The following is a 19,805-nucleotide window of genomic DNA, read 5'->3' as shown; positions in this document are numbered from 1 at the left end:
TTTTTTCATGCGGGGTTCGCGGCGCAAAAGCCCGCGACCGACGCCCGCGCGCGTTACTTCACGCGCATGCCCGGCTTCGCACCGCTATCCGGTTCGAGCACGTACAGGCCCGGTTCGGCTTTCTCGTCGGTGGCCGAGGCCGCCAGCACCATCCCTTCGGACAGACCGAATTTCATCTTGCGCGGCGCGAGGTTCGCGACCATCACCGTCAGCTTGCCGACCAGCTGCTCCGGCTGATACGCCGACTTGATGCCGGAGAACACGTTGCGGGTTTTCTCCTCGCCGACGTCGAGCGTAAGTTGCAGCAGCTTGTCCGAACCCTCCACCGCCTTGCAATCGACGATCTTCGCGACGCGCAGATCGATCTTCGCGAAGTCGTCGATCGAGATCACGCCGGGCGTTTCGTCGTTGCCGGCAGCCGTGGCCGCGGCTTTGGCCTTCGCCTTGGTCTTCGCGTCGGCGGGGGCCGCCGCCTCCGGCGTGGCTTGCAGCGAATCGCGATTGGCCGCGAGCAGCGCTTCGATCTGCTTCGGGTCGACGCGCGTCATCAGGTGCTTGTATGCGTTGATCGGGCGCGCGGAGCTGAGCGGCACGTTGGCGTCGGCCCACACGAGCGGCTCGATGCCGAGGAAAGCCTCGACCGCTTCGGCCAGCTTCGGCAGTACCGGCTTCAGCGCGAGCGACAGCAGGCGGAACGCCTCGATGCTGACGGTGCAGGTTTCATGCAGTGCGACCGAGTTTGCCGGGTCTTTTGCCTGATCCCACGGCTTGGCGGTGTCGACATACGCGTTGACCGCGTCGGCCAGTTCCATGGTGTGGCGCAGCGCGCGGTTGTACTCGCGCGCCTCGTAGTTCGCGGCGATCTGCGGCAGCGCGGTGCGCAGCGTGGCGAGCAGCGGGTGCTGCATCGCGCTGTCCTGCACGCGGCCGTCGAAGCGCTTGATCAGGAACCCGGCCGCGCGGCTCGCGATGTTCACGTATTTGCCGACCAGATCGCTGTTCACGCGCGCCTGGAAGTCGTCGAGGTTCAGGTCGAGGTCTTCCATCGTGCTGTTCAGCTTGGCCGCGAAGTAGTAGCGCAGCCATTCCGGGTTCAGGCCCGTGTCGATCACGCTTTGCGCGGTGATGAAGGTGCCGCGCGACTTCGACATCTTCGCGCCGTCCACGGTCAGGAAGCCGTGCGCGAACACGTTGGTCGGCGTGCGGTGGCCCGAGAACTCCAGCATGGCCGGCCAGAACAGCGTGTGGAAATACAGGATGTCCTTGCCGATGAAGTGGTACTGCTCGGTCTTCGAACCCTGGCGAACCCACGCGTCGAAGTCGAGCCCGCGCTTTTCGGCGAGGTTTTTGAAGCTCGCGTAGTAGCCGACCGGCGCGTCCAGCCACACATAGAAATACTTGCCCGGCGCGCCCGGGATTTCGAAGCCGAAATAGGGCGCGTCGCGCGAGATATCCCAGTCGGCGAGGCTGGCTTCGCCGACGTCGCCGAGCCATTCGCGCATCTTGTTGGTGGCTTCCGGCTGCGCCAGGCCGCCGACCCACGCACGCAGGAAATTCTCGCAGCGCGGATCGGACAGGCGGAAGAAGTAGTGCGTCGAGGTCTTGCGGATCGGCGTGGCGCCCGAGACGACCGAGTACGGATTGACCAGCTCGGTGGGCAGGTAGGTCGAGCCGCATACTTCGCAGCTGTCGCCGTACTGGTCTTTCGCGCCGCATTTCGGGCATTCGCCCTTGATGAAGCGGTCCGGCAGGAACATTTCCTTGACCGGGTCATACGCCTGTTCGATCTCGCGCGCCTCAATCAGGCCTGCTTCCTTGAGCGCCAGGTAGACGTTTTCGCTGAGAACGCGGTTTTCTTCGGAATCGGTCGAGTAGTAGTTGTCGAACGAGATTCCGAAGCTGTCGAAATCGCGCTTGTGTTCCTGCCACACGCGGTCGATCAGCTGCTTCGGCGTGATCCCTTCTTTTTCCGCGCGCAGCATGACCGGCGTGCCGTGCGTGTCGTCGGCGCCCACGTAATAGACCTCGTGACCGTGCATTCGCAACGTCCGGACCCAGATGTCCGTCTGGATATATTCGACCAGATGGCCGATATGGATTTGCCCGTTCGCATACGGAAGGGCCGACGTGACGAGAATCTGGCGACGGCTCGACGGCGCGCCTGCGGAGAGATCGGTTGCGGGTGCTGACATAAGGATGGTGGGAGCCTGCGGTGGGACGAAAGGTTGATTCTAGCAGGGCGGGCGGCCGACGCGGATGGGCTGCCCGGGCGTACAGCGGGGTTGTCGCGGCGTGGACGGGTCTGACACCCGGGTGCGGAAAGGGCAAAAACCGAGGTGCGAAAGCCGGGGTGCGAAAACCGAGCGCCCAAAAAAAAAACCGGGGTGATTAAACCCCGGAGCAACAACGACAAGAGGAGAATGGTGACGCGGCGGCTTCGCCAGCCACGTACCGTAAAGAGAGACCGCAGATTTCCGGCAGAGTTCGAAATTTTTTTCGTCGTCGTACGAGATTTCCTTTCCGGCGCTTTTTACGGCCGCGTCGGGCGGCGCGGGCGAGCCCCGCCCCCCGCCTTCGTCACGCTCCTGAAGTCCTGTCTTTATTGCGTTGCGTGCTGCGCGGTGGCGCGCAGATAGATTTCCACGCGACGGTTCGTCGCACGACCGGCTTCGGTATTGTTGTCGGCGATCGGCTGGTTCGGGCCCATGCCGGTCGCGGACAGGCGCTGCGGCGCGATGCCGCGTTGCGCGAGGTAGCCCGTCACGCTTTGCGCGCGATTGACCGACAGGGTCTGGTTATATTGCAGCGAGCCGGTGTTGTCCGTGTGGCCCACCACCGCGGCGACCACTTCCGGATTCTGCTGCAAGGTTTGCGCGAGCTGGTCCAGCACAGGGGCGAACGAGGGCTTGATCGCGTAGCTGCTGGTGTCGAACGTGACCGAGCTCGGAATGTTCAGCTTGAGCGAGCCGTCCGGCTGCTCGGTGATCTCGGTGCCGGTGCCCTTGGTGGCGCCCGACATGCGGTTGCGAATGTTTTGCCAGTTGTAGCCGGTGACGCCGCCCACCGCTGCGCCGACGCCCGCGCCGATCGCCGCGCCCTTGCCGCCGCCGAAGATGGCGCCGATCGCTGCGCCCGTGCCGGCGCCCACGCCCGTACCAACGGCGGTGTCGGTGCCCTGTTGAGTGGCGCAGCCAGCGAGCAGCGAGCCGGCGACGGCGAACACAGCCAGGCGAGTCATGATTTTTGCATTCATTTTGATTCCTCTTGAGTGAAGCGGACAAACCAGCGGGCAACGAGTTAACGGGAGTTAACGGCCCAATCTATTCGGCGAACGTGACGACATGACTGCAAGCGCTCGAACGACGTAAATCCTACGCCTTTCTTCAGTCCGGTCCGACAGCGAAGAAGGGTCTTCCGGCAGGGCTTGGCGTCAGCCACTACAATAAGGCTTGAAGTACCGAGTGATGCGGCCCCCATGGCGTCCCGCCTGCCCGAAGGGTGCCCGGCACGCCTGGTTTTCGCAATCCCGTCTAACAATTTCTTTCAAATTCCGGCGCGGGGCTGATACAGCAATTGCACCGCGCCAGGACGTGTCCCCCACGGAGTGTCAATGAGTATCGATCGGGCTTTGGTCGACGCTGCCCTCGCAGTCGTCACTGACCCCAACACCGGCTTGCCGTACGCGGCCGCCAAAAATATCAGGAACGTGGCCGTGGAGGGCGACACCGTCAGCCTTCAGGTGGTGCTCGGCTATCCGGCGAGAAGCCAGTTCGACGCGATCCGCACGCAGTTTGGCGATGCGCTGCGCGTCGTGCCGGGTGTGGCGAACGCGCGCGTCGAGGTGTCCCAGCAAATCGCTGCGCATACCGTGCAACGCGGCGTGAAGCTGCTGCCGGGCGTGAAGAACATCGTCGCGGTGGCGTCCGGCAAGGGCGGCGTCGGCAAGAGCACGACCGCCGTGAATCTGGCGCTGGCGCTGGCGAGCGAAGGCGCATCGGTGGGCGTGCTCGACGCCGACATCTACGGCCCGTCGTTGCCGATGATGCTCGGCATCACCGGCCGTCCGGAATCGCCCGACGACAAGTCGATGAACCCGATGACCGGCCACGGCCTGCAGGCCAACTCGATCGGCTTCCTGATCGAGCAGGACAACCCGATGGTGTGGCGCGGCCCGATGGCCACGTCCGCGCTCGAACAGCTGTTGCGTCAGACGAACTGGCAGGACCTCGACTACCTGATCGTCGACATGCCGCCGGGCACCGGCGACATCCAGCTGACCCTTTCGCAGCGCGTGCCGGTGACGGGCGCGGTGATCGTCACGACGCCGCAGGACATCGCGCTGCTCGACGCGAAGAAGGGGCTCAAGATGTTCGAGAAGGTCGGCATTCCGATCCTCGGCATCGTCGAGAACATGGGCATGCATATCTGCTCGAACTGCGGGCACGAAGAGCATATCTTCGGCGCGGGCGGCGGCGAGCGGATGGGCAAGGAATACGGCGTCGACGTGCTCGGCAGCCTGCCGCTCGACATCAGCATCCGCGAGCAGGCCGACTCGGGCCAACCGACCGTCGTGGCGGACCCGAACGGGCGGATCGCGCAGATCTACCGCTCGATCGCACGCAAGGTGGCGATCCACATCGCCGAGCGGGCTCGCGACATGACCTCGAAGTTTCCCAACATCGTTGTGCAGAACACCTGAGCAGCCGTTCGGACAAGGGGCCGGGGCGTCTATTTGCGCCTGGTCTCGCGGTATCATGTCGACTTCACAGGTTCGGCTCGGCGCCCGCAGGGGCGGGCGCCAGGCCGGCAAGAGGATCGCATGGGAAAACGAATCGACGGGCAGGCGGTGCATGCGTTCATCGTCCTGACTGCCAGCTGCGTGCTGTTATGCGGTTGCAGCGTGTTCCTGAGACCACAGGAAAAGCGCGCCGACGCGCAATTGCTGCCCACCGTGGGTAATCAGGCGCGTGGCCTCGTGACGTTTATCGAGCGCTCGGACGGCGTGCAGGTCACCTACAATCTCGCCGGCATGCCGCCCAATAGCGACCACGCGCTGCAAATCCACGAGCGCGGCGACTGCAATGCCGCCGACGGCTCCAGCACGGGCCAGGTTTTCTCGCCGGCCGCCGAGCGTCTGAAAACGGGCGCGCGGGTGGAAGGCGATCTCGCCAACATTCACGCGGACGCGAACGGCGTGGCCACCGGCTTCATCGTCGCGCCGGATGTGTCGCTCGACGGCATCCGCTCGGTGTTGCAGCGCGCGGTGGTGCTGCATCACGACGCGACCGACCCGTACGCCTATCCGCTACATGGCGCGGGCGCCGCGATCGCGTGCGGCGTGATTCGCCAGTGAGCCGGTGTGCAGCGGCTCTCCATTCCACCTTGCCGGCTCCTCGAGTGCCGTTCGAAGCGCGCCTGCGGCAGCATCGCCGTGATCGCGTAAAATAAGCGCCTTCCGTTGGGGCGCCAGGCGGCAAGATGCCGTTCAACGCGAGGCCCGAGGCCGCGGCCCGGTCCATTTCAGCGCAGCGTTTGAGCGTGCGTTTGAGTTATGCGGCGCGGGCCGCGAACCCCGCGCCGCATGGCGAAGCCGCCGCCCAATGATTCGCAAGCCGCCCGGCACCGCCGGGTTGTTATCCGTCACACACCTGTCATTCACGTCGAGCAGCGTTCACCTATGACCATCAAATCCGACAAGTGGATCCGGCGCATGGCCGAGTCGCACAAGATGATCCAGCCGTTTGCGCCCGATCAGGTTCGCGTCTCCGAAGACGGCCGGAAGATTGTCAGCTACGGCACGTCGAGCTACGGCTACGACATCCGCTGCGCCGATGAATTCAAGATCTTCACGAACATCAACTCGACCATCGTCGATCCCAAGAACTTCGACGAGAAGTCGTTTGTCGACTTCAAGGGCGATGTCTGCATCATCCCGCCGAATTCGTTCGCGCTCGCGCGCACGGTCGAGTACTTCCGCATTCCGCGCAGCGTGCTGACCGTGTGCCTCGGCAAGTCCACTTACGCGCGCTGCGGGATCATCGTCAACGTGACGCCGTTCGAGCCGGAATGGGAAGGGCACGTCACGCTCGAATTCTCGAATACGACACCTTTGCCTGCGAAAATCTACGCGAACGAAGGCGTCGCCCAGGTGCTGTTTTTCGAAAGCGATGAGATTTGTGAAACGTCGTACGCGGATCGCGGCGGCAAATACCAAGGTCAGCACGGCGTCACGTTGCCCAAGACCTGACGCCGGCAGCGCACTGACCCACCAGCTATTCGGGTGACCGCTGCACTTACGCAAGGCAGCGGTCGTTCTTTTTGGAGAATCGCCCATGAAGTTTCGTTTTCCCGTCGTCATCATCGACGAAGATTTCCGCTCCGAGAACATCTCGGGTTCCGGCATCCGGGCTTTGGCCGAAGCTATCGAGAAAGAAGGCGCGGAAGTGCTCGGGTTGACGAGCTACGGCGATCTGACCTCGTTCGCGCAGCAGTCGAGCCGCGCGTCGTGCTTCATCCTGTCGATCGACGACGACGAGCTGCTGCCGTACGTCGACAACGTGGTCGTGGAAGGCGAGACGCCGGAGCTGGCCGCCGCGATCGTCGCGCTGCGCGCGTTCGTGACCGAAGTGCGCCGCCGCAACGCCGACATTCCGATCTTCCTGTACGGCGAAACGCGCACCTCGCGCCACCTGCCGAACGACATCCTGCGCGAACTGCACGGCTTCATCCACATGTTCGAGGACACGCCGGAGTTCGTCGCGCGCCACATCATCCGCGAGACCAAGGTTTATCTGGATTCGCTCGCGCCGCCGTTCTTCAAGGAACTGGTGCAGTACGCGGAAGAAGGTTCGTACTCGTGGCACTGCCCCGGTCACTCGGGCGGCGTCGCGTTCCTGAAGAGCCCGCTCGGCCAGATGTTCCACCAGTTCTTCGGTGAGAACATGCTGCGCGCCGACGTCTGCAACGCGGTCGACGAGCTCGGCCAGCTGCTCGACCACACGGGTCCGGTGGCGGCCTCGGAGCGCAACGCCGCGCGCATCTTCAGCGCCGACCATGTGTTCTTCGTGACCAACGGCACGTCGACGTCGAACAAGATCGTCTGGCACGGCACGGTCGCGCCGGGCGACATCGTGCTGGTGGACCGCAACTGCCACAAGTCGATCCTGCACGCGATCACGATGACCGGCGCGATTCCCGTGTTCCTCACGCCCACGCGCAACAACTTCGGCATCATCGGCCCGATTCCGCGCAGCGAGTTCGAGCCGGAAAACATCCGCAAGAAGATCGCGGCGAATCCGTTCGCGCGCGAAGCGCTCGCGAAGAACCCGAACCTCAAGCCGCGCATTCTGACGATCACGCAAAGCACGTACGACGGTGTGATCTACAACGTCGAGATGATCAAGGAAATGTTGGGCGAATGGCTCGACACGCTGCACTTCGACGAAGCGTGGCTGCCGCACGCCGAGTTCCACGAGTTCTATCAGGACATGCATGCGATCGGCGCGGGCCGTCCGCGCATCGGCGCGCTGGTGTTCGCCACGCACTCCACGCACAAGCTGCTGGCCGGCATTTCGCAGGCCTCGCAGATCGTCGTGCAGGATTCGAAGAACAGCCGGTTCGACAAGCATCGCTTCAATGAAGCCTATCTGATGCACACGTCCACGAGCCCGCAGTACGCAATCATCGCGTCGTGCGACGTGGCAGCGGCGATGATGGAAGCGCCGGGCGGCACGGCACTCGTCGAAGAGTCGATCGCCGAAGCGCTCGACTTCCGCCGCGCGATGACCAAGGTCGACGCCGAATACGGCGACGACTGGTTCTTCAAGGTGTGGGGCCCGGACCAGTTCGCCGAAGAAGGCATCGGCTCGCGCGAAGACTGGATGCTGCGCCCGAACGATGCGTGGCACGGCTTCGGCTCGCTCGCCGAAGGCTTCAACATGCTCGACCCGATCAAGGCGACCATCGTCACGCCGGGTCTGGACATGGACGGCGGATTCGGCGAGACCGGCATTCCGGCTGCGATCGTCACGAAGTATCTGGCCGAGCACGGCATCATCGTCGAGAAGACGGGGCTGTATTCGTTCTTCATCATGTTCACGATCGGCATCACGAAGGGCCGCTGGAACTCGATGGTCACCGAACTCCAGCAGTTCAAGGACGACTACGACAATAACCAGCCGCTGTGGCGCGTGCTGCCCGAGTTCGTTCAGCATCACCCGATGTACGAGCGTGTCGGTCTGCGCGATCTGTGCCAGCAGATCCATAGCGTGTATCGCGCGAACGACATCGCCCGTCTGACGACCGAAATGTACCTGTCGAGCATGGAGCCGGCGATGAAGCCGTCCGATGCGTTCGCCAAGCTCGCGCACCGCGAAATCGACCGGGTGCCGATCGACGAACTCGAAGGCCGCGTCACGTCGATCCTGTTGACGCCGTATCCGCCGGGCATTCCGTTGCTGATTCCGGGCGAGCGCTTCAATAAAACCATCGTCAACTATCTGCGTTTCGCGCGCGAATTCAACGAGCGGTTCCCGGGTTTCCACACGGACATCCACGGGCTTGTCGGCGAAATGATCAACGGGCGCATCGAATACTTCGTCGATTGCGTTCGCGTTTGACGATGCGTTGGCTGAAGCCATCGACGCGTGCAGGCAGCTGGCTGCGCACGTTGCGTACGTTGGGTGGGCTGGCCGTGGCGTCGGCGGCGCTGTGCGGGGCGCTGTCGCCGGCGGCGCACGCCGAAGTCGCCGCCGCCGATCCGATCGACGCGGCGATGCGTGCGTGTCTCGCGCGCAGCGACATGTCGACCACGACGGGGCAGGTGCAGTGCATGGACAACGCGCGGATCGGCTGGAAGGCCGCCTTGGACAGCGCGTGGCAGCAGCTTCAGCCGAAGCTGCCGCCCGCGCGGCGCACGCTGTGGGCAAAGAGCCAGACCAGCTGGCTCGCGTCGCGCGAGGCCGAGAAGCAGTTGCTGGCCGCGGTGTTCGCGACGACGCGCGGCTCGATGTATGTGCTGGCCGAAGCCGACATGCAATTGCAACCGGTGCGCGACCGCGCGCTCGTGTTGCGCAGCGCAGTCGCCAATGCGGGCAGTCCGCCGCCGCGCCGTCCGCGTGCGTGCCGCGCCGACGCGCAGTGCGAACACGCGATGTTCGATCTGAATCGCTACTACCGCCGCCTCCAGTCGAAGATGCCGGCGCACTCGCGGGCGACGCTGGTGCGCGCACAACGCGCCTGGAGCGAGTATCTCGCCGCTACCACGCCGGTGGTCGACGAGCGCGGCCGCATCGACATCATCGGTGCGCGCGTGGCGACGCTCAAGCGTTTGTCGGAAACGGCCGGCAACGATTGAGCGCGCGTCGAAAGCGGCGCGCCGTGGGCGCCGCCCGCGCGTTCAATCGAACAGATAGTCTTCCGCTTGCCGGTTAGGCAGCGTGAGGGCCGGTTCGCCGCGCAGATCGCGCAGCGCGTCCTCGATCACCGCGGACATCGTGGTGAGCGCGAGGTCGTTGTCGTCGGTGCCGAAGGGCTCTTCGAGCTGCGAGGCGATAGCTTCGTGCGCCATGAACGTGTACGCGACGAACACCGCGAACACCGGCGTGAAGATGCCGATGCTGTCGACCAGTCCGAACGGCAGCGACGCGCAGAAGAAATACACCGTGCGGTGAATCATCACCGAGTACGCGAACGGCAGCGGCGTCGAGACGATGCGCTCGCATCCGCCGATCACGTCCGACAGTCCATTCAGATTCCGGTCGAAAGCGAGCACCGCCATCGGGTCCAGCGCGCCTGCCTGCGCGTGACGTTGCACCCATTCGCCCAGATAGAGCATCAAGGTCGCCGGTCTGTAGCGCGATGCCATGACGCGCTCGCACAGTACCGCAGGCAGACGCGCGGCGAGGTCCTCGCGCGGATCGCTGCGGCGCAACTGATGCCGCAGCGCGTGCGCAAGGGCGCCGAGCGCGACGAGAAATTCGCCGACCTCTTCTTTCGGCAGCGTTCGTGTCGGTAACGTGAGCGCCTGGCGAATGAGCGAGCGCGACTCGTTCAGCAACTGGCCCCACAGCTTGCGCGCTTCCCACCAGCGGTCGTAACTGGCGTTGTTCCTGAAGCCGAGAAACACCGCGAGCGCGATGCCGATCAGCGAGAAGGGCGCAGTGGTGTTGAGGTTCAGCGAGATCGGCAGCAGATGATCGTGAGCGGCCAGCGCGACGATCGAGATGCCGAAGATCAGCGAGAGCCGCGGCAGCAGTTGCGGAAGAACCGAACCCCGCCACGCGAGCAGCATGCGGAACCAGTGGAGATGCGGGCGGATGATCATCGGGCTGTGCGTGTTGCCTCGGGCGATGGAGCATCTATTATCGCTGTTTGTCCGGGCGACAACGACGGCGGGCAATGACCTGAGATAACAGCGGACGTGGCATAACAGCGCAGCAGAACACCTGCGCCGCGCGGATCGCGATGGATGCCGAGCGATGCAGGCTGATTCAGTGCTTCAATCGCGGGCCGATGAAGCCGCGCCGTGGCTCAACCAGTCCAGCACGGCGGTGGCGTCGTCGTCGGCGCCTTCGCGCGCCTTGGCGACTGTCTCGGCCACGTCCGCGCTCGGCACCGCGCGACGGATCGCGACCCCGACCGCGAGAATGTCGATCATCACCAGATGCAGGATGCGCGAGATCATCGACAGCTGCGACTCGCGAATCTCGATGTGATCGGTTTCGAGCGCGACGGTGGCGCGCTTGGCGAGCGGCGTATTGCTCGACGTAATCGCGATCACCTTCGCGCCGGCCTGCATCGCGACGTCCAGCACGCGCAGCAGTTCGGGCGCGCGGCCCGACTTGGAGACGGCCACGATCACATCGCCCTTGCCGAGCAACGCAGCCGACGCCGCCTGCATGTACAGATCGCCATAGGCGATGGTCGGAATGCCGAAGCGGAAGAACTTGTAGTGCGCGTCCTGCGCGACGATGTTCGAATTGCCGAGCCCGTAGAACTCGATGCGCCGCGCGCCGTTCAGCAGATCGATCGCGCGCTCCACATGCTCGAAGTTCAGATGCTCGCGCAACTGCAGAATCGCCGACACGGTGTTGTCCAGCACCTTCGCGCCGAAATCCGTCGCGGTATCGCCGAGGTGCACCTGGCTATGGCTCACCGGGATCGTGCCGGTCAAACCCGTTGCGAGCTTCAGCTTGAAATCCGACAGACCCTGGCAGCCGAGCGAACGGCAGAAGCGGATCACGGTGGGCTGACTCACGTCGGCCTTGCGCGCGATATCGACGATCGGGTCGTTGATGATCGAGCGCGGATGATTGAGCGCGAGATCGGCGACGCGGCGCTCGGCCGGCGTCAACGCATCGCGCATCTGGCGAATCCGCTCGAACACCGCCGACGAACTGCCGCCCGCCCGATTCGACAGCTGCTCGGCGAGAATCGCCGAGACGCCGAGGAAGGCCGGATATTCGGCGGTGATCACATAGGTCGGCACGTTCTGCAGATACGCCTCGAAGCGGCCCTTTGCCTCGAAGCGCTGGCGAAACGACGAGCGCGCGAAGAACTCGCCGAGACGCGGCACCACGCCGCCGCCGATGTAGATGCCGCCCAGCGCGCCGAGCGTCACCGCGATATTGCCCGCGAAGGTGCCGAGGATGCCGCAGAACACGTCGACGGATTCGGCCGCCAGCGGCTCGCCGTCCAGCGCGCGTTTGACGATCTCGATCGTGTCGACATTGGCCGCCACGCGCTTCTTGTCGCGGCCCGCGAGCGCGCGGTAAATCACTTCGACGCCGGGGCCGGCGGCCACGCGTTCGAACGACACGTGCGACCACTTCTTGCGCGCGTATTGGAGCACGATGTCTTCACGTTCGTCGGCGGGCGCGAAGGTGGCATGGCCGCCTTCGCTGCCGAGCGCGATCCAGCGGTCGTCGGCGGGAATCAGGCCGGACACGCCCATGCCGGTGCCGGGCCCGAGCAGGCCGATCACGCTGTTCGGACGGCGCGCGCCACCGCCCACCTGGACGCGCTGCGCGTCGGTGAGGCCGGGCAGCGCCATCGCCAGCGCGGTGAAATCGTTCACCACCAGCAATGTGTCGAAGCCGAGCGCGCGGCGCGTCGCTTCGATCGAAAAGGTCCAGTCGTGATTCGTCATGCTCACCTGGTCGCCGTCGACCGGGTTCGCAATCGCGATCGCCGCATGATTCACGCGGCCGATCTTGGTGTCCTTCAGATACTTCTTGATGACGTCGGCGACGCCCGGATAGTCCGCGCACGGATAGACCAGCACCGAGCCGATTTCGCCCGGGCCCGTCTCCAGCGCGAAACGCGCGTTGGTGCCGCCGATGTCGGCCAGCAGCCTCGGTCCGTCGGCGTGCTGGCCCGCGCCCGGCACAGCCTTAGTTTGCACACCAGTAGACATCGAGTCTCACTCCCTTGTCGTTTGCCAGCTGTGAGATGGCATTTTTTTGTAGCGAAGCGGCGGCTGCATTGAGCACGTCCATCTTGCGCGGTCCTGCGATCAGCAAAAACAGGTGCTTCACTTCCTTCAGCGCGGAGAGCGACCAGCTCACGCGCGCATGCGGCGCGCTGCCGGGATGCACGGCGACGAAGCGTTCGGTGGTGGTGATCGCGTGATCCCATTCGGGCGAGTCCGCGAAGATCGATGCGGTATGGCCGTCCTCGCCCATGCCGAGCACCGCGACGTCCGGCACTGCGCTAAAGCGCGCGTCGGCGTTCAGCGCGGCGACATGCGCGTGCAGATCCTGGGCGGTGTCGACCAGCGGCCAGAACGTGGCGTTGCGCGCAGCGTTCTGCAACAACGTGGCGTGCGCCAGTTGCGCGTTGCTCGCGCTGTCCGTTTCCGGCACCCAGCGGTCGTCGACCAGGGTCACGGCGATGCGCGCCCAGTCGAAGGATTGCGTAGACAACGTTTGCAGGAACGGACGCGGACTACTGCCGCCGGACACTGCAAGCATTGCGGGGCGCGTGCCAGTGGTTGACGCGGCCGCCTGTGCGGCGAGCGACGCATGTAACGCGTCGCCAACCGCTTTCGCCAACGCGTCGGATTGGGCGCGTTGATCGTCGAAAGCGTGAAGCTCGATCACTTCTCCTCCGTGCTGCTTTTTTGTTTGATCTGCGGAATCTGCCGTACTGCTCTCGCGCTGCGTCTGCAAGGTGGGATGGCTTGCAGGCGCCTGGGCGATACCGGCGCCATTCCGTTCAGTTCGTCGGTGGGTCTTACTCCGGCGCCGCGCTATATTCGATCGAACATCGCGCAGCGCCGTCCGTCAATTCTCTTCTTCGAGCCAGCAGGTGCCGTGCTGCGCCAGCATCGCGCTCGCCGCGGCCGGTCCCCACGTGCCCGCCGCATACGGCTTGGGCGGCTTGTGCGAGGCCATCCATTCATTCAGGATCGGTTCGACCCAACGCCATGCGGCTTCCTGCTCGTCGCGCCGCACGAACAGCGCGAGGCGGCCGTTGATCACGTCGAGCAGCAGGCGTTGATACGCCTCCATCTGTCCTTCGCGGAAGAACTGGTCGAACGCGAGGTCGAGGTGCACGCTCGCGAGGTTCATGCCTTCGCCGGGCTGCTTCGCGAGACAGTAGAGGCGAATGGTTTCGTTCGGCTGCAGGCGGATCACCAGTCGGTTCGCGCCCGCGCGCAACGCGGACACGCCCAGCGCCGAATGCGGCACCGGACGGAAATTCACCACGATTTCGGCGACGCGATCCGCGAGCCGCTTGCCGGTGCGCAGGAAAAACGGCACGCCGGCCCAGCGCCAGTTCTCGATCTCGACCTTCAGTGCAACGAAGGTTTCGGTCGTGCTGTCCGCCTTCACACCGGGTTCGGTCGCGTAGGCCGGCACAGGTGTGCCGCGAATCCCGCCGGCATGATACTGGCCGCGCACCGCGACCTTGCCGATTTCGTTCGGATCGATCGGTTTCAGCGCGCGCAGCACGCGCAGCTTTTCGTCGCGCACCGAGTCCGAATCCATCGAGTGCGGCGGCTCCATCGCGACGATCGACAGCAACTGCAGCAAATGGTTTTGCACCATGTCGCGCAGCGCACCGGTGTTGTCATAGAAGTCGCCGCGTGCTTCGACGCCGAGTTCCTCGGCAATCGTGATCTGAATGCTCTCGACCCACTCGCGGCGCCACAACGGTTCGAACAGCGCATTGCCGAAGCGCAGCGCGAGCAGGTTCTGCACCGGCTCTTTACCGAGGTAGTGGTCGATCCGGTAGATCTGTTCTTCCGCGAAGATCTCGCCGACCGCATCGTTGATCGCATTCGACGACTTCAGGTCGTAGCCGAGGGGCTTTTCGAGCACGATGCGCGCGTTTTCGTTGAGCCCCACCGACGCCAGTGCATGGCAGATCGGCACGAACAGCGACGGGCCCGTGGCCAGATAGAACACGCGGATGCCGGGCAGGTCGCGCACGGCGTCGCGCAACTGCGCGAAGTCTTCCGGATTGCCGAGATCGATCTTCACGAACTCGATGCGCGCGAGGAAGCTCGTCCACGCCGCTTCGTCGACGCCGTTCTTCGACACATGCGGTTTGACGTGCTCGTTCACCCATTGGAGGTACTCGGCGCGATCCGCCGCATGCCGCGCCACCGCGACGATCTTGCCGCTGTCGGCGAGCATGCCGCCTGCACGGTGCGCTTCAAACAGTGCGGGCAGGATCTTGCGCATCGACAGATCGCCGGTTCCGCCGAAGAGAACGAAAGTGAAGCTTGAGTCGGTTTGCATGAGTCTCCGTCGATGTCCTGGGGGCCGCCGCGCTGAGCGCGCACTGTTCGGAAAAGGCGACCGTAGTCCGATAAAATATTTTTTGACACTGAATTGTAGTTTAACTACAATCCAAATCAAGAGGTAGCGCTAATTCGATGAAAAAAGCGTGCGCTGTTCGGCAAAATGCGCGTTTTCCCGGATCGGCAGGCGTCCCTGCATGTTAATGGACATTGCGTGCCGGCATCTGCCAGCAGGCCCCGGCGGCCTTACGGAAAGCCGGGGTGGTAACGGCTCGCAGCGCGGTTGTCCAGGTTCACATGCAAGGCACCTCGAGTCTGCCGCGCGACGCGGGCAGGCAAAAATCAAAAGAGGAGACAAACAGTTGCATCCCAAACCACTCATCTCTTGAGCTTCTAGCGGTCGGACACCGGTCCGCCGGCACATGCCTTGCGCATGCGCCCGACCGTGCTCGATCGCCCAGTGTTTTGCCTGTTTGAACCAACCACAGCACCCTGGCGACATCAGGGGCCATTTGTTTTTTTGTTCAGGTGTCTGGAGGAGATAAGCAATGAAAATTCGCGCGATCATGGGCGCTTTGTGCGCTGCGGGTCTGATGTGTGGCGTCTCGGCGGTGCAGGCTGCCGAGTCGGTCGAAGTGTTGCACTGGTGGACTTCGGGCGGCGAATCGAAAGCCGTCGGCGTCCTCAAGGACGACATGACGAAGCAGGGTTACACGTGGAAGGACTTCGCAGTTGCGGGTGGCGCCGGCGCGGCAGCCATGACGGCTCTGAAGACGCAGGTGATCTCGGGCAATGCGCCGAGCGCCGCGCAGATCAAGGGTCCGCTGATCCAGGATTGGGCTTCGCAAGGGGTGCTGGTGCCGATCGACGCAGTTGCAGGCGACTGGAAGAAGAACCTGCCGCCGGAGATCGACAAGATCATGCACGCGGACGGTCACTACGTTGGCGCACCGTTCGGCGTGCACCGCGTGAACTGGCTGTACATCAACAAGGCAGCGCTGGAAAAGGCGGGCGGCAAGGTGCCGACCACGTGGGCTGAGTTCTTCGCGGTGGCCGACAAGATGAAGGCCGCGGGCATTCAGCCGATCGCCATGGGCGGTCAGCCGTGGCAAGACCTGACGCTGTGGGAAGACGTCGTGCTGTCGCAAGGCGCGGACTTCTACAAGAAGGCAATCGTCGACCTCGACGAAAAGACGCTGACTTCGGACAAGATGGTCGGCGTGTTCGACACGGTCCGCAAGATCCAGGGCTACTTCGACGCGGGCCGCACGGGCCGTGACTGGAACCTCGCCACCGCAATGGTCATCAACGGCAAGGCCGGCATGCAGTTCATGGGCGACTGGGCGAAGGGCGAATTCACCAACGCCGGCAAGAAGTCGGGTTCGGACTACATCTGCGCCGCTGTACCGGGCACGGAAAAGGCCTACACGTTCAACGTCGACTCGTTCGTGTTCTTCCAGCAGAAGGGCCAGAAGGCTGCGACGCCGGGTCAACTGGCGCTTGCGAAGACGATCATGTCGCCGGAGTTCCAGGAGCAGTTCAGCCTGAACAAAGGCTCGATCCCGGTGCGTCTCGGCGTGCCGATGGACAAGTTCGACGACTGCGCGAAGAAGTCGTACGCGGATGAACAGGTCGCGATCAAGGCGGGCGGCTATGTGCCTTCGCTGGCGCACGGCATGGCGCAACCGGATGCAGCAGCCGGTGCGATCTCCGACGTGGTCACGAAGTTCATGAACTCGCAGCAGGATTCGAAGAGCGCAGTTGCCGCGCTCGCGAAGGCAGCGAAGACCAAGTAAGTGAAGTAAGCGAAGCAGCGCGCCCGGTGGCTTCCTGAGGAAGCGCCGGGCGTGTTCTGCAGGTCGCCGCTGGCGGCTCGCGCGTTGCGTGCGCTGCGTGTGGGGCTTGCGGGCGGCTTCACCTGGTTTCATGGAGTCACATCTATGCCGTCGTCGGAGCTTGCGCTGTTCTCGCGCAACCACCCCGGCGGTACAGTTTCAGCAGGAGTCGAGTAGTGACTGCTTCTATCAGCGGAAACGGGAAAACGGCCACCGTCACCCGCCGCACGTCGCCCATGGCGGCCCTTGCCGATCGCTGGATTCCGAAGCTGGTGCTCGCACCCAGCGTCGTGATCAGCCTCATCTTCGTGTATGGCTTCATCGCAATTACCGGCTTTCTGTCGCTGTCCACTTCGCGGCTGATGCCTCGTTATGAATTCGCCGGCCTCGACCGTTATCGCGAACTGTTCGACAACGACGTGTTCTGGACTTCGGCTGCGAACCTCGGCTGGTTCGGCATCCCGTTCATCGCGATCTGTATAGGTCTCGGCCTGTTCCTCGCGATCCTGCTCGATCAGCAGATCCGCAATGAAGGCGCGTTGCGCGCGGTGTTCCTTTACCCGATGGCGCTCTCGTTCATCGTGACGGGTACGGCGTGGCAATGGATCATGACGCCCAGCATCGGCCTCGAAAAAGTGCTGCACGACTGGGGCTGGACGAGCTTTTCGTTCAACTGGCTCGGCGACCCGGACCGGGCGATCTTCTGCGTCGTGATCGCGGCGGTCTGGCAATCCACCGGCTTCGTGATGGCGCTGTTCCTCGCGGGCCTGCGCGGTGTCGACAGCGAAATCTTCAAGGCCGCGCAGATGGACGGCGCAAACCTGCCCACCATCTACCGCAAGATCGTGATTCCGAGCATGCGGCCGGTGTTCTTTTCCGTGCTGCTGATTCTCTGCCACATCACCATCAAGACCTTCGACCTGGTCGTCGCGTTGACCGCGGGCGGTCCGGGCACCTCGTCGTCGCTGCCGGCTATTTTCATGTACACGTTTTCGTTCAATCGCGGGCAGCTCGGCGTCGGCGCGGCTTCGTCGATGATGATGCTCGCCACCGTTGTGGCCGTGCTCGTGCCGCTGATGTATCTGGAATCGAGGAGCACCCGCAATGCAGCCTAAGATGACGATCAGCCGCGCCGTCATATATGCGGCGTTGATTCTGTTTGCCCTGTACTTCCTGTTCCCACTGTACGTGATGCTGTCCACGTCGTTCAAGGACATCGACCAGCTGCGCAGCGGCAATCTGCTCACGCCGCCGTCGCACTGGACGATCGATCCCTGGATCAAGGCATGGAGCGGCGCCTGCACGGGCGTGCGTTGCGACGGCATGCAGCCGTTCTTTATGAACTCGGTGCGGATGGTGATTCCCGCCGTGCTGATCTCGTCGATCATCGGCGCGTTCAACGGTTATGTGCTCACGCACTGGCGTTTCCGTGGCGCCGATCCGATCTTCACGATGCTACTGGTCGGCTGCTTCATTCCGTTCCAGGCGATCCTGCTGCCGATGGCGCGGCTCGAAGGCTTCCTCGGCCTGTCGAACACGACGAGCGGCCTCGTGCTAGTCCACGTGATCTACGGTATCGCGTTCACCACGATGTTCTTCCGCAACTTTTACGTGAGCGTTCCGGCTGAACTCGTGAAGGCGGCGCGTATCGACGGCGCGGGTTTCTTCACGATCTTCACGAAGATCCTGTTGCCGGTCTCGCTGCCGATTTTCATGGTGTGCCTGATCTGGCAATTCACGCAGATCTGGAATGACTTCCTGTTCGGTATTGTGTTCTCCGGCGTCGATTCGATGCCGATCACGGTGGCGCTGAACAACCTCGTGAACACCTCGACCGGCGTGAAGGAATACAACGTGGACATGGCCGGCGCCATCATCGCCGCGCTGCCGACGCTGCTGGTGTACATCATCGCCGGACGCTATTTCGTGCGCGGCCTGACGGCCGGCGCCGTCAAGGGCTAACCCCGGGCTAAACCATCCGGGCGCGGCGGCGCGCCACTGAACCCGCGCCGCCGTCACCCGACAAGACGTTTTCAAGCAGTACCAGAGACAAGAGGATTCACAGCATGGCAAGCCTTTCCATCCGTGACGTGTACAAGACCTACCCGAACGGGGTGCCGGTTCTGAAGGGTGTCAATATCGACATCGAAGACGGCCAGTTCCTGATTCTGGTCGGCGGCTCGGGCTGCGGTAAGTCGACGCTGCTCAACATGATCGCCGGCCTCGAAACCGTGACCAAGGGCGAGATCCAGATCGACGGCAAGACGGTCAACAACCTGTCGCCGAAAGATCGCGACATCGCGATGGTGTTCCAGTCGTACGCGCTGTATCCGTCGATGACGGTGCGCGAGAACATCTCGTTCGGCCTGAACATCCGCAAGGTGCCGAAGCAGGAGCAGACGCAGATCGTCGATCGCGTGTCGAATACGCTGCAGATCACGCACCTGCTCGATCGCAAGCCGGGCCAACTGTCCGGCGGACAGCGTCAGCGTGTGGCGATGGGCCGCGCTCTCGCGCGCGATCCGGTGATGTTCCTGTTCGACGAGCCGCTGTCGAACCTCGACGCGAAGCTGCGTATCGAGATGCGTTCGGAAATCAAGCTGCTGCATCAGCGCCTCGGCACGACGATCGTCTACGTGACGCACGATCAGATCGAAGCGATGACGCTCGGCGACCGCATCGCGGTGATGAAGGACGGCATCGTGCAGCAGTTCGGCGCGCCGCAGGAAATCTACGACTCGCCGTCGAATCTGTTCGTGGCCGGCTTCATCGGCGCGCCGCCGATGAACTTCATCCAGGGCAAGCTGGTGGAGCAGGGCGCGGGCGTCGGCATCGAGCTGGACACGGGCGTTGCGCGCAAGGCGCTGGTGCTGCCGTTCGACTCGGCGAAGGTGAACTCGCATGTCGGCCGCGATGTGATTCTCGGCCTGCGGCCGGAGCGCATCACCGACAAGCGCGGCGCGCACGGCGACGACTCGCAGTTGCAACCGGTCGAAGTGAAGGTCGACGTGATCGAGCCGACCGGCCCGGACACGCTGGTGTTCGCGCAGGTCAACGGCAAGCGCGTGGTGAGCCGCGTGCACCCGGCGTCGAATCCGCAACCGCTCACGAACACGACGCTGTTGTTCGATACGTCGAAGGCGGTGCTGTTCGATCCGGCCAACGAAGAGCGGATCGCCTGAGCGAGTGGATTCGACTGGCTGATTGATGCTTGAGAAAAG

General features: G+C 63.7%; 15 protein-coding genes. 9 read left to right on the top strand and 6 right to left on the bottom strand.

Features of this window, described 5'->3' with window-relative positions; translation table 11 throughout:
* Window positions 1–53 precede the first annotated feature (53 nt).
* Window positions 54–2,192: a methionine--tRNA ligase gene (gene metG, locus FVF58_RS19660; protein WP_149671542.1), complete on the bottom strand. Its 2,139-nt coding sequence runs from the start codon at window positions 2,190–2,192 to the stop codon at window positions 54–56.
* A 407-nt stretch (window positions 2,193–2,599) separates the two neighbouring features.
* The gene (locus tag FVF58_RS19650; RefSeq protein ID WP_149671540.1) at window positions 2,600–3,253 is read right to left on the bottom strand and encodes a YiaD family glycine zipper/OmpA-like lipoprotein; all 654 of its coding nucleotides are present in this window, start codon (window positions 3,251–3,253) and stop codon (window positions 2,600–2,602) included.
* 357 nt (window positions 3,254–3,610) lie between these two features.
* On the opposite strand from FVF58_RS19650, the gene apbC reads away from it, so the two are divergent.
* The 5 genes from apbC to FVF58_RS19625 all read left to right on the top strand — a co-directional run bounded on the left by apbC (window position 3,611) and on the right by FVF58_RS19625 (window position 9,355).
* Window positions 3,611–4,699: an iron-sulfur cluster carrier protein ApbC gene (gene apbC / locus FVF58_RS19645; RefSeq protein WP_149671539.1), complete on the top strand. Its 1,089-nt coding sequence runs from the start codon at window positions 3,611–3,613 to the stop codon at window positions 4,697–4,699.
* A 120-nt stretch (window positions 4,700–4,819) separates the two neighbouring features.
* A complete protein-coding gene (locus tag FVF58_RS19640; protein ID WP_149671538.1) occupies window positions 4,820–5,353 on the top strand; it encodes a superoxide dismutase family protein in 534 nt (177 codons plus the stop codon).
* A gap of 324 nt (window positions 5,354–5,677) precedes the next feature.
* Entirely contained in the window at window positions 5,678–6,247 is a 570-nt protein-coding gene (dcd, locus tag FVF58_RS19635; protein WP_149671537.1) for a dCTP deaminase, read from the top strand.
* Window positions 6,248–6,332: 85 nt separating this feature from the next.
* Window positions 6,333–8,618, top strand: a complete 2,286-nt coding sequence (locus tag FVF58_RS19630) for an arginine/lysine/ornithine decarboxylase (protein ID WP_149671536.1) — start codon at window positions 6,333–6,335, stop codon at window positions 8,616–8,618.
* Between the two features lie 2 nt (window positions 8,619–8,620).
* Window positions 8,621–9,355: a lysozyme inhibitor LprI family protein gene (locus FVF58_RS19625; RefSeq protein ID WP_149671535.1), complete on the top strand. Its 735-nt coding sequence runs from the start codon at window positions 8,621–8,623 to the stop codon at window positions 9,353–9,355.
* Window positions 9,356–9,397: 42 nt separating this feature from the next.
* Here the strand turns inward: FVF58_RS19625 and FVF58_RS19620 are convergent, their stop codons facing one another.
* The 4 genes from FVF58_RS19620 to zwf all read right to left on the bottom strand — a co-directional run bounded on the left by FVF58_RS19620 (window position 9,398) and on the right by zwf (window position 14,747).
* Complete coding sequence (locus FVF58_RS19620; protein WP_149671534.1) at window positions 9,398–10,324, bottom strand: bestrophin family protein; 927 nt, start codon at window positions 10,322–10,324, stop codon at window positions 9,398–9,400.
* 174 nt (window positions 10,325–10,498) lie between these two features.
* Window positions 10,499–12,415: a bifunctional transcriptional regulator/glucokinase gene (locus FVF58_RS19615; protein ID WP_149671533.1), complete on the bottom strand. Its 1,917-nt coding sequence runs from the start codon at window positions 12,413–12,415 to the stop codon at window positions 10,499–10,501.
* Window positions 12,393–13,100 (bottom strand): 6-phosphogluconolactonase, encoded by a 708-nt coding sequence (pgl, locus tag FVF58_RS19610; RefSeq protein ID WP_149671532.1) that lies wholly within the window; start codon window positions 13,098–13,100, stop codon window positions 12,393–12,395. The genes FVF58_RS19615 and pgl overlap by 23 nt, the downstream gene beginning before the upstream one ends.
* Window positions 13,101–13,283: 183 nt before the next feature.
* On the bottom strand, window positions 13,284–14,747 hold the full coding sequence (gene zwf / locus FVF58_RS19605) for a glucose-6-phosphate dehydrogenase (protein ID WP_149671531.1): 1,464 nt from the start codon (window positions 14,745–14,747) through the stop codon (window positions 13,284–13,286).
* A gap of 550 nt (window positions 14,748–15,297) precedes the next feature.
* Here zwf and FVF58_RS19600 point away from each other — a divergent pair.
* The 4 genes from FVF58_RS19600 (at window position 15,298) to FVF58_RS19585 (ending at window position 19,766) form a co-directional block, all read left to right on the top strand.
* A complete protein-coding gene (locus tag FVF58_RS19600) occupies window positions 15,298–16,545 on the top strand; it encodes an ABC transporter substrate-binding protein (protein ID WP_149671530.1) in 1,248 nt (415 codons plus the stop codon).
* Between the two features lie 215 nt (window positions 16,546–16,760).
* Complete coding sequence (locus FVF58_RS19595; protein WP_149671529.1) at window positions 16,761–17,699, top strand: carbohydrate ABC transporter permease; 939 nt, start codon at window positions 16,761–16,763, stop codon at window positions 17,697–17,699.
* Window positions 17,689–18,546, top strand: a complete 858-nt coding sequence (locus FVF58_RS19590; protein WP_149671528.1) for a carbohydrate ABC transporter permease — start codon at window positions 17,689–17,691, stop codon at window positions 18,544–18,546. The genes FVF58_RS19595 and FVF58_RS19590 overlap by 11 nt, the downstream gene beginning before the upstream one ends.
* Before the next feature lie 104 nt (window positions 18,547–18,650).
* Window positions 18,651–19,766 (top strand): ABC transporter ATP-binding protein, encoded by a 1,116-nt coding sequence (locus FVF58_RS19585; RefSeq protein WP_149671527.1) that lies wholly within the window; start codon window positions 18,651–18,653, stop codon window positions 19,764–19,766.
* Window positions 19,767–19,805: the final 39 nt, after the last annotated feature.

The sequence above is a fragment of the Paraburkholderia panacisoli genome (genome assembly GCF_008369935.1).
Lineage (GTDB): Bacteria > Pseudomonadota > Gammaproteobacteria > Burkholderiales > Burkholderiaceae > Paraburkholderia > Paraburkholderia panacisoli.
This window is presented reverse-complemented; position numbering and strand designations above follow the sequence as displayed.

Excerpts from the sequence above, each read along its gene's own strand:
- metG (WP_149671542.1), bottom strand. The coding sequence starts at position 2,192 with ATGTCAGCACCCGCAACCGATCTCTCCGCAGGCGCGCCGTCGAGCCGT.
- FVF58_RS19650 (WP_149671540.1), bottom strand. The coding sequence starts at position 3,253 with ATGAATGCAAAAATCATGACTCGCCTGGCTGTGTTCGCCGTCGCCGGC.
- apbC (WP_149671539.1), top strand. The coding sequence starts at position 3,611 with ATGAGTATCGATCGGGCTTTGGTCGACGCTGCCCTCGCAGTCGTCACT.
- FVF58_RS19640 (WP_149671538.1), top strand. The coding sequence starts at position 4,820 with ATGGGAAAACGAATCGACGGGCAGGCGGTGCATGCGTTCATCGTCCTG.
- dcd (WP_149671537.1), top strand. The coding sequence starts at position 5,678 with ATGACCATCAAATCCGACAAGTGGATCCGGCGCATGGCCGAGTCGCAC.
- FVF58_RS19630 (WP_149671536.1), top strand. The coding sequence starts at position 6,333 with ATGAAGTTTCGTTTTCCCGTCGTCATCATCGACGAAGATTTCCGCTCC.
- FVF58_RS19625 (WP_149671535.1), top strand. The coding sequence starts at position 8,621 with ATGCGTTGGCTGAAGCCATCGACGCGTGCAGGCAGCTGGCTGCGCACG.
- FVF58_RS19620 (WP_149671534.1), bottom strand. The coding sequence starts at position 10,324 with ATGATCATCCGCCCGCATCTCCACTGGTTCCGCATGCTGCTCGCGTGG.
- FVF58_RS19615 (WP_149671533.1), bottom strand. The coding sequence starts at position 12,415 with ATGTCTACTGGTGTGCAAACTAAGGCTGTGCCGGGCGCGGGCCAGCAC.
- zwf (WP_149671531.1), bottom strand. The coding sequence starts at position 14,747 with ATGCAAACCGACTCAAGCTTCACTTTCGTTCTCTTCGGCGGAACCGGC.
- FVF58_RS19600 (WP_149671530.1), top strand. The coding sequence starts at position 15,298 with ATGAAAATTCGCGCGATCATGGGCGCTTTGTGCGCTGCGGGTCTGATG.
- FVF58_RS19590 (WP_149671528.1), top strand. The coding sequence starts at position 17,689 with ATGCAGCCTAAGATGACGATCAGCCGCGCCGTCATATATGCGGCGTTG.
- FVF58_RS19585 (WP_149671527.1), top strand. The coding sequence starts at position 18,651 with ATGGCAAGCCTTTCCATCCGTGACGTGTACAAGACCTACCCGAACGGG.